This is a genomic window from Kitasatospora sp. NPDC022856 (assembly GCF_055561235.1).
In genome coordinates this window covers 1-14555 of the sequence record NZ_JBVHHE010000014.1, presented here as the reverse complement: position 1 = coordinate 14555, position 14555 = coordinate 1, and the positions used below count along the sequence as shown (strand labels likewise).

Sequence of the window (14555 nt, the reverse complement as noted above, 5' to 3'; positions counted from 1 at the left end):
CCTGACCGTAGGACGTGAATCTGGTCGACCGAATTGTTCGCAGGGAACAAAAGCGTGAGTCAAGCAATCCGGAGGGCCAGCGAGCTGGTCCTGGACGAGACGACGGTCACCGCGCTTCGGGCCGCGCTGAGGTCCACCGCCGACGAGGTCGTCCAGGCGATCATCGACGAGGTCCCTCCTTACGCGAACGCCCTTTCGGGCCGCATGGGCGGCACCATCCGCCGAGCCGTCCGCACCGCCCTGGGCCACTACCTGGACCTCGCGAGCGGGAATGCCACGGGCGGCGACGCCGGTGACGCAGCCTACGAGCTGGGCCGCGGCGAGGTGCGCGACGGCCGTTCGATGGACGCCCTGCTCAGCGCCTACCGCGTCGGCGCCCGCGTGGCCTGGCGGTGTCTGGCAGCGGGTGCCGTACCCGTAGGTCTGCCCGCCGCCGAGGTCGCCAAGTTCGCGGAGCTGACCTTCGCCTATATCGACGAGCTCTCCGCCGCGAGCGCCGCGGGCCACGCCGACGAACTGGCGGCTCGGGGCAGGGCCCGCGAGCGCCACCTGGAACACCTGGCCCGCGACCTCCTCGCCGACGCGAGCCCGGACGTGCTGCTGGCCTCGGTTCAACGGGCCGGGTGGCAGCCTCCGAATTCGCTGACCGCGGTCCTGCTGCCCGCCGCCCAGGCCCGGCCTGCCTACCGCGCGCTCGACCCGGGCACCCTCGTCCTCGATGATCTGCCGGACGCCACCGGTGTGCTGCTCGTTCCCGATGCCGACCGATCGCATCTCTTGCGGCAGCTGGCCGACCGCACCGCCGTGGTCGGCCCGGCCCGGCCGTGGACTCGTGCGTCCGCCTCGTACGCACGAGCCGTACGCGCGCGCTCCCTCTCCGCTGACATCCGCGACACCGAGGCCCACCTGCCCGAGCTGGTGCTGAGCGCCGACATGGACGCGTTCTCAGACCTGCGTGCCCGCGCGCTCGCACCGTTGCGGACCTTGCCCGTCGCGACCGCGCGGCGGCTGGAGGAGACGTTGCGAGCGTGGCTGCTGCACCAGGGCAGGCGGGACGAGGTGGCGGCGGCGTTGTTCGTCCATCCCCAGACAGTCCGGTACCGGATGTCGCAGCTGCGGGAGCTGTTCCCGGATCTCGCATCGCCGTACCGGGTCCTTGAACTGACCCTGGCGGTGGGTCTTCCGGCCGGCTGACGCGTACTCCGGGCGTCCACGACCGCGTCCGCGCGCGGGCCAGGGATCAGAAGCGATTCCCCAACCGAAGGCCGGGCCACGTCCTCCCAGGTCAGGTGCGCGGTCGGCCGCGTGCGGCGCCCGGTGCGGACACCTGAGTCCGCCCGTCTCCGGCACCGACGACGGGAACGGCTCGTAGGCCGCCGCTCCGGGCGCCGGTGCGTCCGCTCCGACGGTCCCCGCGAAGCCGGCCCCGCCCGGCTCTCCACGGGCCGTCACCCGCGCCCGTGATCCCTGCCGCCGGTAGCGGGGATCGCCGTGCGACCGGCCCGGCCGGAGGCGCGGCCCGTGGGCGGCGGCCCGTCGGTGGCGGCCCGTCGGCGCGGCGCGGAACTACAGTGGCAGGTATGACCGATGGCATCTCCGGCATCCCGGCCCTCGCCGCGCTCCGGCGGCGCGCCGGGGCGGAACTGTTCGCCCGGGTGGCCGGGCCGCAGGGCCCGGCCACCCGGAGCCGGATCCACGAGACGCCGGGCCCCCGGTGGTTCGGCCCGGACCGGCCCATCCGGGTCGTCCACGGGGACGCCTCGATGTTCGTCGGCGGACTCCGGGCGCTCCTGCTGCAGTCGCTGCACCCGCTGGCGATGGCCGCCGTCGAGGCGCACTCCGGCTACCGGGGCGATCCGTGGGGCCGGCTCCAGCGCACCAGCACGTTCCTCGCGGTCACCACGTTCGGGACGGCGGCCGACGCGCAGCGGGCGGTCGACCACGTGCGGGCGGTGCACGAGCGGGTCCGCGGCACCAGTGCCTCGGGGGAGGCGTACCGGGCCGGTGATCCACACCTGCTCGGCTGGGTGCACGCCGCCGAGGTCGACAGCTTCCTCCGTGCCCACCGGGCTTACGGGGAAAGGTCGTTGGACGACGAGGCCTATGACGGCTACGTGGCCGACGCCGCCGTCGTGGCCGCCGCGCTGGGTGTCGTCGACCCGCCGCGCGACCAGCGGCAGCTCGCCGGCGTCCTCGCGGCGTACCGCGCCGAGTTGCACCGGACCAGGGCAGCCCTCGACGCGGCGCGGTTCATCCTCCTCCGGCCGCCCCTGCCGTGGGTGGTCCGCCCGCCGTACGGGCTGCTCGCGGCCGGCGCGGTCTCGCTGCTGCCGGGGTGGGCGCGGCGGGAACTCCGCCTGCCCTACCTGCCGGTGGTGGAGGGGCCGGCGGTCCGGCTGGGCGCGGCCGGCGTGACCAGGGGGATCAGATGGGCGATGACCCGCCCGCCCGGGGGCGAGGCGGGTCGGCGGGCGGACCCGGGCGTCCCGACCTGACCAGGACCCCTGGTCAGGACCTCGGTGCCCGAAAGGACGGCCGCCCGGCGTCTCCCAGTAGTGGCGGCGGCCGCCGCCCGGAGGACGACGCCGATCACGGCCAGGACCAGACCGGTGGCCGGGTTCGCTGAACTCCTCCTGCGCCAGGGCGCCGTACCGGGAGCGCCGGGAAGCGCAGTGTCCGGAGCCCGTCCGCGGCCCGCAGCCGGGCGGCCATCGGCGACCCCCGCCCTGACCGGGGGGAAGGGGTGCACAGCGACGTCAGGAGCTCGGGACAGCAGGGTGGGGACCTCACACCGAAGGACCGGACACCGAAGGACCGGACACCGAAGGACCGGGCGCTGGCCCGCGAGGTGGCCGCCTGCCGGGGGCGGTCGGCCGGGAGGGTGCGGTGGAGCCCCGGCGCCTGGAACGGCGGCGCGAGGCGCTCGCCGTTCCGGTGATCGGCCTGGCCCGCACCCATGGCCGCCTGGCCTGGTTCCTGGCGGGGTGCGGTGCGGCGCTCTCCTCCGTCCTGCACTGGCGGCCCCTGCCGACGGGGTCAGTCGCCCACCGGTCATCGCCGGCGGCGCGCGGCCGACCGCCCGAACCGATTCGCCAGGCCCGCCACCGCCACGGTGAGACCGAGTCCGGCACTGAAGAGCAGGATCGTCAGAGCCAGCACCGCCACTGTCGCCATCATGAGGATCGCCCTCTCTCGTCCAGCCGTGCGGCGCCGGACCTCGTGTCCGGCGCCGTCCGGGAGCCCGCGTTCCCCGCGCGGCCGGGACCACACGGGCGTCGGCCCGCCGACCGGGGGCGAGATTCAGCCAAGTGGGCCGACGGCCCCGCCCCGCGGAGCTATTCGCCGTCCCACGCGGTGGCGGACAGCAGGGCCCCGGCCGACCAGCGGGCGTAGCGGCAGCTCACCGGCAGCGGGAAGTCGACGGCGGCGGGGCCGGTGACGGACCGCAGATCGGCGAGCAGGGCGTCGTCGGGCAGGGCCGCTGCGGCCTCGCGCAGCAGGGGGTCACCGCTCAACCGGGCCGCCGCGGCGGTGACCGGCTCCACCGTCGTCGCCTCCCGCTCCGGGTCCGGCCACCGATCGCCGAAGTGGCGGCCGAACGTCCTGACCTCGATGGCGGTGCCGGGTCCGGCCTCGGCCCGGGCCGAGGCGAGTGACTCCTCCAGGCAGTCGGCGAGGCGCTCCAGCCAGGCGGTCAGCGACGGCGCCACGCGCACGGAGTCGGTGGCGTCCCAGAAACGGAAGACCGGGCCCCACGCCCCCGTGACCCGGTCGACGTCCACGTAGGTGTGGCCGTCGCCGTGGTCGAGGTAGACGAACCAGTGGGTGCCGGCGCCGCCGGCGTGCTCCACGTACCAGCTGCTGTCACCGGCCGGGTAGCAGCCCCGGTTGAAGGGGTGACCCAGGTCGACGTGCTCGATCGACAGGTGGCCGTTGACCGCGGACCGCGAGACCGCGATCCGCACGCCCCCGACGACCCGCAGCAGCGCGCGGATCTCCTCGGGCACCGGCGCCGGCCAGCCGTCCATCTCCTCGTCGCTGATCCCCGGGTCCAGGACCACCAGCCCCTCGGAGGACTTCGCCACCCGCCGCAGCCGCCCCGCGGTCCGTACGGCGTCGTCGCCGGCGGCGCTGCCGGCGCCCTGGGCCGCGCTGGGCGTGCTCGCGGCGCCGTCGGTCGTGCGGTCGGTCATCAGGGTCCCCCTCGGTCGGTGCGTCGGCGGCACGACCCTACCGCCGGGAGGGGACAGTCCCCGCCGGACGACGGCGTCGAGCCGGGTCGCCCGGCCGGGCGGCCCGGCGGCCGACCGAACGCCGTCGGCTCGATCACGACCACCGGGATCTCCCGGTCGTTCTTCGCCTGGTACTCCTCGTAGGCGGGCCAGTGCTCCGCCATGAGCGGCCGGGCGGCGGCCCGCTCGGCCGATACCGGACCTGGGCCGGGCACGAGCCTTCGAGCGGTCCTGCCGGCCCGCGCTCGGGTCCCTCTTCGACCTCGCCGACTCACGCTGCAAGGCCGATGACGTTCTCGTGTTCCTCTCGGAGGGCGACCCGCCGACGCTCTTGCTGACGCCGCTCCGGCTGAAGCCGCTCCTGCTGACGCGCCGGCAGGGCGAGCGGTGCGTGCCGGCGCCGCCGTGTCCGGTCAGTCCTTCCGTCGGCGCAGGGCGGACGGCCGGTGTACGGCCGTCCGCCCGGAGGCGGAGCTGCGCACCTCGTACTGCGGCTCCTCGGGTGAGGCGTCGACCGTCCGGCCCGCGGCCTCGACCTGCGAGGTGATCTCCCGCTCGACCCGGCCGGTCACGGTGGTTCCGTGACTCCGCCAGGAGACGTGGTCGCCTCGCCGCAGCCGCTTCCGCCCGTTCCCGGTGGCGTGGGACTTGGTCGTCATGGTGCGTCCTCCCGGCTCCGACCGCGTCGTGGGTCCGACCGGGCGTGTGCCCATCCCCGGCCGAAGCGAATCTCGCGGGCCCCGCCGGGAGCGTGGAGCTCCAGCCGGCCGCTGCCCCGGCGCGGCGGTCGGTCGTGAGGCGGGCGGGCGTCGCTCGAAGCGGCGCCCGCCGCCCCGTCTCGGGCCGACGACCGAACAAGGAAGTGTGGTTCCGCGGGACCCGGGCAGGCGTCCGGACATGGTGAGATTCGGCTACACGGTGATGAGCGGGCGGGCCGGCCCCCGGCACCTGGTGCGGGACGTCGTCCACGCCGAGCAGGCGGGCTACGACTTCGCTGCCATCTCAGACGACTACTCTCCGTGGCTGGACCCGTCGCCGAGTCGATTCCTCGCGGCACCTTGCGGCGACCGCGTCGAGGGCTTCGTCGAAGCGGTCCGGGCGTACGCCGACGCGGGGTTCGACGAGGTGGCGCTGGTCCAGGCGGCGGTGACCACCGGGAGGTCTTCCTCGACTGGTCCGAGCGCACCCTGCTCCCCGCCCTGCGTGAGCTGTGACGCGGTCCACCTCCCACTGCCGGGCCCCACCGGGCCGCGTCCGTCCGGGAGAGCCTGCCCGCCGGCCCTGCGCTGACGTCAACCGCACGACCGCCCCTACCCCCGTCCAGCTGACCGACCCGCCGACCCTGACCGCCCCGTCGACCTGACCGACATCGACGAGACCGACACATCGACGTGACCGAGGAGTGTGCCCCCGATGGACGCCGACCACAGCACCAATGAGTCCGCCCGCACCATGGCGGAGCTGAGTTCGCAGGCCGAGGAGGCCCGCGACCGTCTCGCCGACACGGGCGCGGAGCGCGAAGCCGGCAGCGACGTCGCAGCCCGGGCGCGCGAGGCAGCCGAACAGGCCCGGGAACGCGTGCTCCGAAGCACCGAGCAGGCCCGGGAACGGGTCAGCCACGGGGTGGCCGACGCACGGGAGCGCGTCAGCCACACCGCCGAGCACGCCCGGGAACTCGTCGGCCACGGCGCGGACCAGGCCCGGCACGCCGTGGAGGAGGGACTCGACGGGGCCACCGACAGCCTGCGCGCCGGGGCGGTGCGGGCGAAGGCGGGTATCGCGGGTTTCACCGACACGGCCGGGTCGGCGGTCGCGCGCGACGGGGAGGGCCCGGCCCGGGACGTGGTGCTCCAGTCCGCCCGGTACGCCGGGCCGGTACTGGCCGCCGCCGGTGCCGCCATGCTCGTCGCCGCCGCTGTCGTGGCGCTCTCCCGCCGCCGGGCCTGACGCGCGCCCCTGAAGGACCGCCCGGCACCGGCCGCCCGGGTTGCGCGGCGCGGTCGCGCTCGCTCCGGGCGGCCTCCGGGGGCCCGACCGGCAGCCCTGCGGCTCTCACCTGCCGCCGTGGGCCGGCCGCTCGGGCCGCATCTCGCCGGGCAGCGGCGGATCGGCGGGGGTCACGCTCCCCGCGCAGGCGCTGCGCCCGGGGTGCTCCGTGGTGCAGCCGAGGCTGCGCTGAGTAGCCTCTCCAGCGGGGCCCCGGCCGCCCTCGCCCTCGCCGCCGTCCTCGGCACGGTGGCCGACGCGAGCGGAGCCGCGCACGCCGCCTCCCTCCGTGTCGGTGCGTCTCACCGGGGCCCGAGGCGGCGCGTCGGCCGTGTCGGGTCTCCTGGGCGGCCTCGCCCGTGTCCACCACCAGCGCCTCGACTGGCGCAGCTGCGTAGCGGGCCCGGACGACCAGGAGGGCGCGGATCTTCAGAAGGCCGGCGCCACCCGCGCCGACGTCACCGTCCAGCTGCCGACCCGGCTCCACCCTCCTGTTCTGCCCTGCTCTGCACCGGCGGGCTGGCCCGACCCCGCCCTCACGCCACGGCTCTGGCCCGCCACCCGCTGGGAACGTTCTGCGAACGCCTCCCCGACCACGTCCCCGCCGCACAACCACACGATGTCGCCCCCCCTGGCCATGCGCGTGCCCTGCCGCTGGAGAGGAGGCTCAGGGGCCGTCCGTGCCCGCGCGGGCGGCCGGTCGTTCCTGCTACCCGGTGCTCGAAGCCGGCCCGTGGAGTGCGGGAGCGGACCCGCGGTGATCGGGCCGACCGGGACCGGCCGACCGGGCGCCAGGACAGGCCGTAAGGGTGGGTCCCCCGGACGGCCCTGAGGGTCCGGGTCAGATGACCCGTGGTGTCTCGCCCGCCGCCGGGAGGTCGTCCTGCGGCAGGTGGACATCGGTGACGCGGACGTTCACCTCGACCACCTCCAGGCCGGTCATCTGCTCCACTGCGGCGACCACGGCGGCCCGGAGAGCGTCGACCGTGCGCGGGATGGAGAACCCGTACTCCGTCACGACATCGAGGTCGACGGCGGCCTGCCGTTCGCCGACCTCCACCTCCACCCCGCGAGCGGGGTCGTTCCGATCAGCGCCCCCGTGATTGCCATGTGTGAGCGAAGGTCCGCCGCCCAGCCGGTGGACACCCGGTACCTCGCAGGCGGCGGTGGCCACGATCCGTGCCACCGCGCCCTTCAGAACGGTCGTTCTGCCGGCGGGCGGCCCCGAGGCGTCCTGCTGCCGGACCGCGGCCACGGGACCGGGGCGCTTCGGCCCGGGGCGTCCGGGCCCGGTACCGGGCGCCGACGAGGGCTCGGCTGCTGCGGCCGCGTAGTCGCCGGGAGGCGTGGGGGCCGTCGTCGCGGGTTTCTGCACCGCACCGCTGCTCGTCGGGTTGGTGGGATAGGTCATCATCGTTCACCGCCTGCACCTCGTGGCCGACCGTACCGGCCGACCACCGAGCGCCTTCCCACCACCGGGTGGACCAACCCTGGTTCGACCGGCGATCGGGTGCCGTGGCGCCGGGAGCCGGGCGGGCGGCTGAGGACCGGCTACTGGAGATGACCGAGCAAGGCCGGCCTCGACTTCTCCGACCGCCGCCTCCCCTGGCTGGACACCCAGGGCCACGTGCCCACGCCTGCGCCGTCCTCGGGGCCATCGCCCAGGACGGACAGGAGGCTCAGGGGCTGGGCCGGACGGCCAGGCCCGGGCGTCGGCGGTGAACCGTCAGGTGGGCGAGGGCTTCCGACCCCGCGGACAACACGCCGCGGGCCGTCCCGCGGGGCAGCAGGCGCAGGACGCCCGGTGCCAGCTCGTGCTCGACGTCCCCGCTTGTGCTCCCGCACTGGCGGAAACCGGTGGAACCAGTGGAAACGGGTTGGCCCGGTGTCCGGCCGGTGGGGTGGAGGCCCCGTTCACGCCCGGCCCCCGGCCCGGGCGTGAACGGGGCGACCGCCGGGGGTCGTAGGGCTCGGCGCGAACCGGAGCCGGGGGCGCTGTTCCAGTTCGAAAGTGCCGTGGTTCAGGCGGGCCAGGTGCCCGTCAGGCGGTGGGTGGCGGCCGCGCCTCCCCGTTCGACGGCGGCCTTCACGGTGCCGAAGATCGCGCCCTGGAGGGCGGCCGCGACGAGTATCTCCAGCCAGGTACGGTGCTCGTCGGTCGCGTTCGGCGCGTCGTCGTCGTGGCCCAGGACCTTCCAGGTCTGCTTGAAGAGGGCGCCGGCCAGGAGGCCGGCGGATGCGCCCAGCAGCAGGCCGACCGGCCTGTAGGCGATCTTGGCGGCCTTCACCGGCGCCGTCCGAGCAGGCTGCGGAGCAGGACCACCGCGAGGACGGCTGCCGCGGCGGCTGCCAGCAGCGGCGACCGGTTGGCGCGGGCGGCGCCCACGGCCCGGCCCGCCTTCGAGCGGACCTGCGCCGGGGTGTGGTCCGCCGCGACACGCCCGGCATGCGCCGCCGTACCACGGGCCTGGGCCGCCAGGTCTCCGGCGCGGTCCAGGACATCCTTCGGGGCGTGGTCACGCAGGGTCCGGGCGGTTTTGGTGACCGTGTCGCGAACCGCCTCGGCGGTGTGCGCGACGGTCTCCTGTGCCGGGTTCTTCACAGCTGTCCCCTTTCGTCGGCGAGGGCCGGGTGCGTGGCCCGCCCGTCGGCGTCCGATGTACGGCCGAGTCCTCCGCAGGTGCGGCTGGGCCGGTACAGCCCCGGCTACCCCCGAACGCGCCGCGCATCCGCCTTTGTTCGGCGCGGGCGGCCCAGGTGATCCCGTCCGGGTGGAAACGGGGTGGTGGGTTGACGGGGTATCGGTGGCGAGGTACGTCCGAAGCGGGCGGTTTCGCCGCCGCGCCGTGGCTGGCCGGCGACAACGCCGTGCTTCTCCAGCGCCTTTCGCAGTGCCCGCACGGGGCCGCCGCTCAGCTCCCAGAGGATGCGCAGGCTCCACCGCCGCCCGAACAGGTCGAGTGCGGCCAGCAGGGGGAGGTCAGCGGTCGAACCCCGAACTGGCTTGCCTGGCTGCGGCGTTGGTGTGACGTGGAGTGTGCCGCCGGCGGCGCGGGGGTGGCAGCCCGACCGCCGTTCTGGACCAGATCATGGGCAGTGCTGAGAAGCGATCCCAGCTTGACCTTCGACCTCGACGGGCCAGGCGCGCTTGGAGCGTGGGTTCGCGTTCATTCTCGCCGACGTCATGGCGGGGGGCTGGCTTGCCGTTCTTCGCACCTGGGACCGCCCGGGGCCGGGCCGGAGGGTTTCGGCACGCTGGCCGGGGGAGCGGGGCGTCGGCGCGGATGTCGCGGACCCCGCGACGGACCCGGGCCGGGTCAACTCCGCAGCGGGCAGCCTCAGCCCGCGCGTCGGTGCGCGGAGACCAGCCACCGCCAGCGTCGACGCTCCGTGAAGAGGGTGGCGGCGGCCAGTACGGTCACGAGGGCCGCCACCCAGGCGGGCCAGGCCAGCCACGAGGAGACCACCGCCGCCGCGAGCTGGAGCAGTACCAGCAGGATCGTGGCCCAACCCGGCACGGCGACGACCACGTTGGCTTTGTCTCCCGGGGTGGAGAACAACGTCGGAAGGCCGATCAGGGCCAGTACGGAGAGGGTGGCAAGCAGCCACGAGTAGTCGGCCAGCGCCCAGGGGGTGGCCACCCATGCGACGAGCTCCGTCGAGAAGCGGAGCGCGGACGCAACGCGGTCGTCCGGGCGTTCCGAGGTCATTGCCCCAGCAGCGGTGTCGGTCACCTGCGGACGATCTCACGGCGCGCGGCCGACGGCCAGGGGCTCGGGGCACCACGGCGTCCGGTACTTCCGCGGCTGCTGATCCGTCGGTGACGACCTCCCATCACCCCAACCACACCGTCCAGACCCGGGCCCCGCACGCCTACCTGCGCCGGCGCAACAGCAACGCCCGCCACCCCGACGTCCTCGCCGCCCAGCGCCGCGAGCGTGCGCGTGTCCGCAGTGAGAAGGGCATCCGCCGGGGCGGACGCCCCCTCAACACCGCGGCCTGAGCGACCGCGGACCGCAGCCCCGAACGCCGACGGGGCAAGTTCAGGAGAAGGACAGCGACAGAACGACGAATCAGGAGGCGGACGGCTCGATCTCCCCCGCAAAGACGATGAACTGGTCGATGAGGCTCCGCCGTAGATGGACGACGTCCGTTCCCGCCAGGCGGGGGCCTCCGTCCGGCGTGGTGAAGACCCACTGGTACCGGGCCCACTCGTCAGGCATGTCCACCGCTGAGCAGCGCACCATGGTGCCGCTCCCCGCCGGGTGGCGTCGGATGTCCAGCACGAACCGCTCGACTGCCGCGATTCCTTCGCTGCGACCCAACGGTCCCCAGAAGACCACGTCTGAGGTCAGGGCCCGGGAGAGCAGGGCAGTCACATAGCTGTCGTCCGAGGTGTTGAACGCGGAGATGAACGTGTCGATCGCGGAGCGTGCCGTCTCTTCCTGCATCCCCCAGTAATACCAGCCATGGCGCGTGCGCTCATCCCGCGAGCCGCCTTCCGATCACGGTGGACCGTCCCGGTCACAGGACGAGCGCTGCGACGAAGCGGTCCACCGCAACGGTGGGGGCGCAGAGGGAAGGGGGTGCCGCTCACGGCGCGAGCGTGGGGCTCCGGGAGGACGGGTGGGTGGGACCGGGGTCCCGGAGGTGTTATCCCGGGGGCGCAGCGGCGAGGGGGTGGTCTCGTCCTGCGCGCGGACGAGCCTCATGGGCGGTGGGTGGTTCGCTGGGAACCACCCGGGAGGCCCCGGGAACCCTCGATCGACAGGAGTTCCTTCGTGAACGAGCGTGTGTCGCCCCGGTTCCGCCTCCGTCTCCGACCCGGCGGGCGGGCCCGCGCAGCGGTGGCCGTCGTCGCCGGCGCGCTGACGCTCGGCACGCTGGCGATCGGCGTGCCGACCTCCGCCACGGCTGCCACGGCCTCCACGGCGTCTCCGGGCTCCGGGGCTTCCGCGGCCTTCGCCGCCGACCCGGCGACCGTCGGTGACGCCGCGTCCGGCTCGCGTCGGCCGGACGGAGTCCAGCAGCGACTGGAGGCCCTCATGAGGGACTTCAAGGCTCCGGCCGCGCTGGCCACCGTCACCGGCCGGGACGGCCGGACCCGCCGGTACACGGCCGGAGTCGGTGACCTGACCACCGGGGCGAAGGTGCCGGTGGACGGCCAGGTGCGGGTCGGCAGCAACACCAAGGCCTTCACCTCGGTGGTCGTGCTGCAACTGGTCGGCGAGGGCAAGGTGGGGCTCGACGCCTTCGTCGACACCTACCTGCCCGGCCTGCTGCACGGCGACGGCATCGACGGACGGAACATCACCGTCCGTCAGCTCCTCCAGCACACCTCGGGGCTGCCCAACTACACGGAATACCTGGAGGGCGACCGGCTGGACCGCTACCACGAGCCCCGGGAGCTCCTCGACCTCGCGCTCGCCCACCCGTCCGACTTCACCCCTGGCGACGGCTGGAAGTACAGCAACACCGGCTACCTGGTCGCCGGGATGATCATCCAGAGGATCACAGGCCGGCCGGTGGGTGAGGAGATCACCCACCGCGTCATCGACCGGATCGGTCTGCGCCACACCTACTTCCCGGTTCCGGGGGACACCACCGTGCACGAGGCGCACCCCGAGGGCTACGACCGGCTGACGCCGGACGGCCCGCTCACCGACGTGACGCGCCAGGACATGTCCTGGGGTTGGGCCGCGGGGGCGCTGGTGTCCACGAACACCGATCTGAACCGGTTCTACACGACGCTGATCGGCGGCGGCCTGCTCGCCCCGGAGCTGCTCGCGCAGATGCGCACGACCGTCCCGGTGGACGACTCCTTCGGCCAGGGGGCCCGCTACGGGCTGGGTCTGGCCAGCTTCCCGCTGACGTGCGGCGGCGTCTACTGGGGCCACGGCGGTACCCTCCCCGGCTATGTGACCCGCGGCGGCGTCACGGAGGACGGCCGCGCCGCCAACATCGCGGTCACCACCGTGCCCGCCGTCGAGGCCAAGCCGCGCATCGCCGCCGACGTGGACGCGGCCCTCTGCCGGTAGACCACCGGGCGGGCCGGCCCCCCTTCGTGCCGATTCCCGGGGGATTGGCCCCCGCCTTGACGAGGAGAACGGGGCGGTGGCCCGGATCCGGACGTGGCACCTGCCCGGCCTTCGGCCGGATCGTGTGCGCCTGCGAGGTGACCGCCACATCACCGCGGTCGCTGTCCCGGGGCCGGGTCCGCGGTGAGGACCACCCTCGGCTCCCGTTCCCCTCGTCCGGATAGCCAGTGCGGTGCTGCCCCGGCGGCACCGCACCCCTCCCGCGCAGCCTCCGGGCTGCGACCCGGGTGCCGCGCGGCGGCGACCCGCCGGGCCCCGGGACGGCCGCGGAGTACGGGGCCGCTTTGTTGACGGACTGTCACAGGAGCGGCGGGAAAACCGGGTCACGAAGGTCCGCCGCGTTGGTACCGTATCGCGACCAGAACGGCTTGACCGGGGGAGCGCGCTGGTGCGCGTTCCCCTTCGGGGGAGGAGGTTTTCGGGTGCGGATCACCAGGGTGGCGGGCGTCCTACTGGCGGCGGGGGTGCTCACGGCGTGCGGGAGCGGCGGAAGTGGTGGGACTGGTGACGGCGCGAGTGCGGGGGCGGCTGCGGGAGCGGCCTCGACGACGGCCGGGAACGGTGCTCCGTCGGCTCCGTCGGATGCGCCCACGCTCGCGATGAAGGTCCCGACGGCGTACGGGAACACCGCGCGCTGGCAGCTGACGGCCCAGCAGGCTGTGAGCTACGGGGTGCTGCCGAAGGCCGGGCTGGTGGTCACGCTGTCCGGCACGGACCAGACGTATCTGCTGACCGCGCGGGAGGCCGGCACCGGGAAGGTCCGGTGGGTGAGCAAGCCGGTCAAGGGCCTCGGCGAGGCGTACGCGCCCAGGCTGATGGTGGTGTCCGCCGGGGGCAAGGAGTTCGTGGTGCTCTGGTCCACCGGCAAGTCCGGCGGGGACGCGCTGACCAAGGCCCAGCAGATCTACTCGATCGACGTCTTCGCCGCCGAAGGTTCGGGCCAGGACGCCGTCCCCGCCCAGCACCTGGAGATCCCGATGCCGAGCGGCGGCCGGCACGAGGTGCTCGACGGCGGTGGCGGCAAGCTGCTGCTGGACTCGGTGACCGACAAGGTCACGGTGGTCGACGCGGCCACCGGCGCGCAGCAGACCGTCGAGCCCAAATCGCTCACCGCGCCCACGGGTTGCCTTCAGTGCAACGGCCCGGTCGTGGCGATGACCGGCAAGGGCCCGGTGGTCAGCAACAGCCTGGACGCGACCAGGTTCTGGTCGCCGGCGGGCTGGGACAACACAACGGTGGCACCGCCCGAGGCGGATCCGGCCCAGGCGGCGGTCTGGCCGGTGGCCGGCGGCCAACTGCTGGCCCGCTGGCAGGAGAAGGACCAGGGCAGCCACAACGTGTGGGCCGTCCTGGACGGCGAGAGCGGCCAGGTCAAGGCGTCGGTGCTGTGTGACAAGCCGCTGATCGGCACCGGAGGGGCCCCCGCCTCGGCGCTCTCGCCGAACGGCCGCTACCTGGTCTCCGAGCACCTGGCCTTCGACCTCACCGCGAAGAAGGGCTACTGCTTCGAGGAGACGAAGAGCAGCAAGCCGCTGACCTTCACCGTCGTCACCGACGACGGAACGGCCTATGGCACCTCACTCACCAAGGACGGCGGCATCGGCGGCTCCAAGGCGCCCGTCCAGCTGTCGCTGGCCACCGGGACCGCGCAGGCGCTGGACGGTGTGGACGGCGTCCCGGTGGCCGACCTGGCCGGGGTGGGCGTCTTCAAGGTCGCGTCGGTCTCGGAGGGTGGCCTGGTCGCCTACCCGCGCAAGGGCTGACCAGCCTCCGGGCCCGCTCCTTCGCACGGCGGCGGGCCCTCCCGGGGCACAGGGGCGGCGGGGAACCGCTGCAGGTACTCCGGCCGCACTTCGTGATCAGGTGGCGAGTCTGCGCCGGTAGTGGCTGTGGCGGGCTCGTCCGTGGTGCGTCCGGCCGCCCGATCGACCAGTGGAGAGCGCGGCTGATCGAGGATTAGTGCGTTCACCAGGTGGCGGATCTCGTTGGGGGCCAGGTCGATCGTCGGCTGACTGTGAGGATGTAGATGGCACCGCTCGGCGGTCTGACCCATCGACTGACTGACGCTCTGGCTGTCCTTGGCTGGAATCGTCGGCCGTCCGGGCGGTGCCATCATGCACGCGGCCGGTCGGGCGCCTGTGACCTCATAGCGCCTCTGTGTGTCAAGCAGCGGTGGTGAGCTGGTTCCGATGGTCGCGTTTCATGATCCGGTAGACCACGTTGGACAGCCGTCGCTTCA

Annotated in this window: 14 protein-coding genes and 3 pseudogenes; 7 read left to right on the top strand and 10 right to left on the bottom strand. The window is 74.2% G+C overall.

All coding sequences use genetic code 11. From position 1 onward, the window contains the following. Nucleotides 1-54: 54 nt before the first annotated feature. Both ACZ34W_RS18985 and ACZ34W_RS18980 read left to right on the top strand, forming a co-directional pair. Nucleotides 55-1194 carry a PucR family transcriptional regulator gene (locus tag ACZ34W_RS18985; protein ID WP_465605841.1) on the top strand — a complete coding sequence of 380 codons (1140 nt, stop codon included), beginning with the start codon at nt 55-57 and terminating at the stop codon, nt 1192-1194. A 386-nt stretch (nt 1195-1580) separates the two neighbouring features. Beyond that, nucleotides 1581-2495, top strand: coding sequence for an oxygenase MpaB family protein (locus ACZ34W_RS18980; protein ID WP_465605533.1), 915 nt, complete (start codon nt 1581-1583; stop codon nt 2493-2495). Nucleotides 2496-3335: 840 nt separating this feature from the next. Here ACZ34W_RS18980 and ACZ34W_RS18975 read toward each other — a convergent pair. The 3 genes from ACZ34W_RS18975 to ACZ34W_RS18965 all read right to left on the bottom strand — a co-directional run bounded on the left by ACZ34W_RS18975 (nt 3336) and on the right by ACZ34W_RS18965 (nt 4891). Continuing rightward, nucleotides 3336-4193, bottom strand: coding sequence for an SMI1/KNR4 family protein (locus tag ACZ34W_RS18975; RefSeq protein ID WP_465605531.1), 858 nt, complete (start codon nt 4191-4193; stop codon nt 3336-3338). Beyond that, nucleotides 4193-4447: a nitroreductase/quinone reductase family protein gene (locus ACZ34W_RS18970; protein ID WP_465605529.1), complete on the bottom strand. Its 255-nt coding sequence runs from the start codon at nt 4445-4447 to the stop codon at nt 4193-4195. Before ACZ34W_RS18970 ends, ACZ34W_RS18975 begins: the two co-directional genes overlap by 1 nt. A 198-nt stretch (nt 4448-4645) precedes the next feature. Continuing rightward, complete coding sequence (locus ACZ34W_RS18965; protein WP_359838276.1) at nt 4646-4891, bottom strand: hypervirulence associated TUDOR domain-containing protein; 246 nt, start codon at nt 4889-4891, stop codon at nt 4646-4648. Between the two features lie 391 nt (nt 4892-5282). On the opposite strand from ACZ34W_RS18965, the pseudogene ACZ34W_RS18960 reads away from it, so the two are divergent. Both ACZ34W_RS18960 and ACZ34W_RS18955 read left to right on the top strand, forming a co-directional pair. After that, nucleotides 5283-5446 (top strand): annotated as a pseudogene (locus ACZ34W_RS18960) (LLM class F420-dependent oxidoreductase); the annotation flags it as partial. Between the two features lie 199 nt (nt 5447-5645). Further along, a complete protein-coding gene (locus ACZ34W_RS18955; protein ID WP_465605526.1) occupies nt 5646-6179 on the top strand; it encodes a hypothetical protein in 534 nt (177 codons plus the stop codon). A gap of 105 nt (nt 6180-6284) precedes the next feature. Here ACZ34W_RS18955 and ACZ34W_RS18950 read toward each other — a convergent pair whose 3' ends face one another. The 6 genes and pseudogenes from ACZ34W_RS18950 to ACZ34W_RS18925 all read right to left on the bottom strand — a co-directional run bounded on the left by ACZ34W_RS18950 (nt 6285) and on the right by ACZ34W_RS18925 (nt 9928). Then, nucleotides 6285-6494 carry a hypothetical protein gene (locus ACZ34W_RS18950; protein WP_465605524.1) on the bottom strand — a complete coding sequence of 70 codons (210 nt, stop codon included), beginning with the start codon at nt 6492-6494 and terminating at the stop codon, nt 6285-6287. 565 nt (nt 6495-7059) lie between these two features. Beyond that, complete coding sequence (locus ACZ34W_RS18945) at nt 7060-7629, bottom strand: Asp23/Gls24 family envelope stress response protein (RefSeq protein WP_465605839.1); 570 nt, start codon at nt 7627-7629, stop codon at nt 7060-7062. A 610-nt stretch (nt 7630-8239) separates the two neighbouring features. Beyond that, nucleotides 8240-8506 carry a DUF4235 domain-containing protein gene (locus ACZ34W_RS18940; RefSeq protein ID WP_329485119.1) on the bottom strand — a complete coding sequence of 89 codons (267 nt, stop codon included), beginning with the start codon at nt 8504-8506 and terminating at the stop codon, nt 8240-8242. Further along, the gene (locus ACZ34W_RS18935) at nt 8503-8820 is read right to left on the bottom strand and encodes a hypothetical protein (protein ID WP_465605522.1); all 318 of its coding nucleotides are present in this window, start codon (nt 8818-8820) and stop codon (nt 8503-8505) included. The genes ACZ34W_RS18940 and ACZ34W_RS18935 overlap by 4 nt, the downstream gene beginning before the upstream one ends. A 290-nt stretch (nt 8821-9110) precedes the next feature. Continuing rightward, nucleotides 9111-9188: pseudogene (locus ACZ34W_RS18930) on the bottom strand (winged helix-turn-helix transcriptional regulator); the annotation flags it as partial. A 368-nt stretch (nt 9189-9556) separates the two neighbouring features. Beyond that, a complete protein-coding gene (locus ACZ34W_RS18925) occupies nt 9557-9928 on the bottom strand; it encodes a hypothetical protein (RefSeq protein WP_329485117.1) in 372 nt (123 codons plus the stop codon). A gap of 119 nt (nt 9929-10047) precedes the next feature. Here ACZ34W_RS18925 and ACZ34W_RS18920 point away from each other — a divergent pair. Beyond that, nucleotides 10048-10221, top strand: a pseudogene (locus ACZ34W_RS18920) (IS630 family transposase); the annotation flags it as partial. 70 nt (nt 10222-10291) lie between these two features. Here the strand turns inward: ACZ34W_RS18920 and ACZ34W_RS18915 are convergent. Further along, a complete protein-coding gene (locus tag ACZ34W_RS18915) occupies nt 10292-10669 on the bottom strand; it encodes a nuclear transport factor 2 family protein (RefSeq protein ID WP_329485116.1) in 378 nt (125 codons plus the stop codon). 330 nt (nt 10670-10999) lie between these two features. On the opposite strand from ACZ34W_RS18915, the gene ACZ34W_RS18910 reads away from it, so the two are divergent. Both ACZ34W_RS18910 and ACZ34W_RS18905 read left to right on the top strand, forming a co-directional pair. Beyond that, nucleotides 11000-12256, top strand: a complete 1257-nt coding sequence (locus ACZ34W_RS18910) for a serine hydrolase domain-containing protein (RefSeq protein WP_465605520.1) — start codon at nt 11000-11002, stop codon at nt 12254-12256. A gap of 659 nt (nt 12257-12915) precedes the next feature. Continuing rightward, nucleotides 12916-14079, top strand: a complete 1164-nt coding sequence (locus ACZ34W_RS18905) for a hypothetical protein (RefSeq protein ID WP_465605518.1) — start codon at nt 12916-12918, stop codon at nt 14077-14079. Nucleotides 14080-14555: the final 476 nt, after the last annotated feature.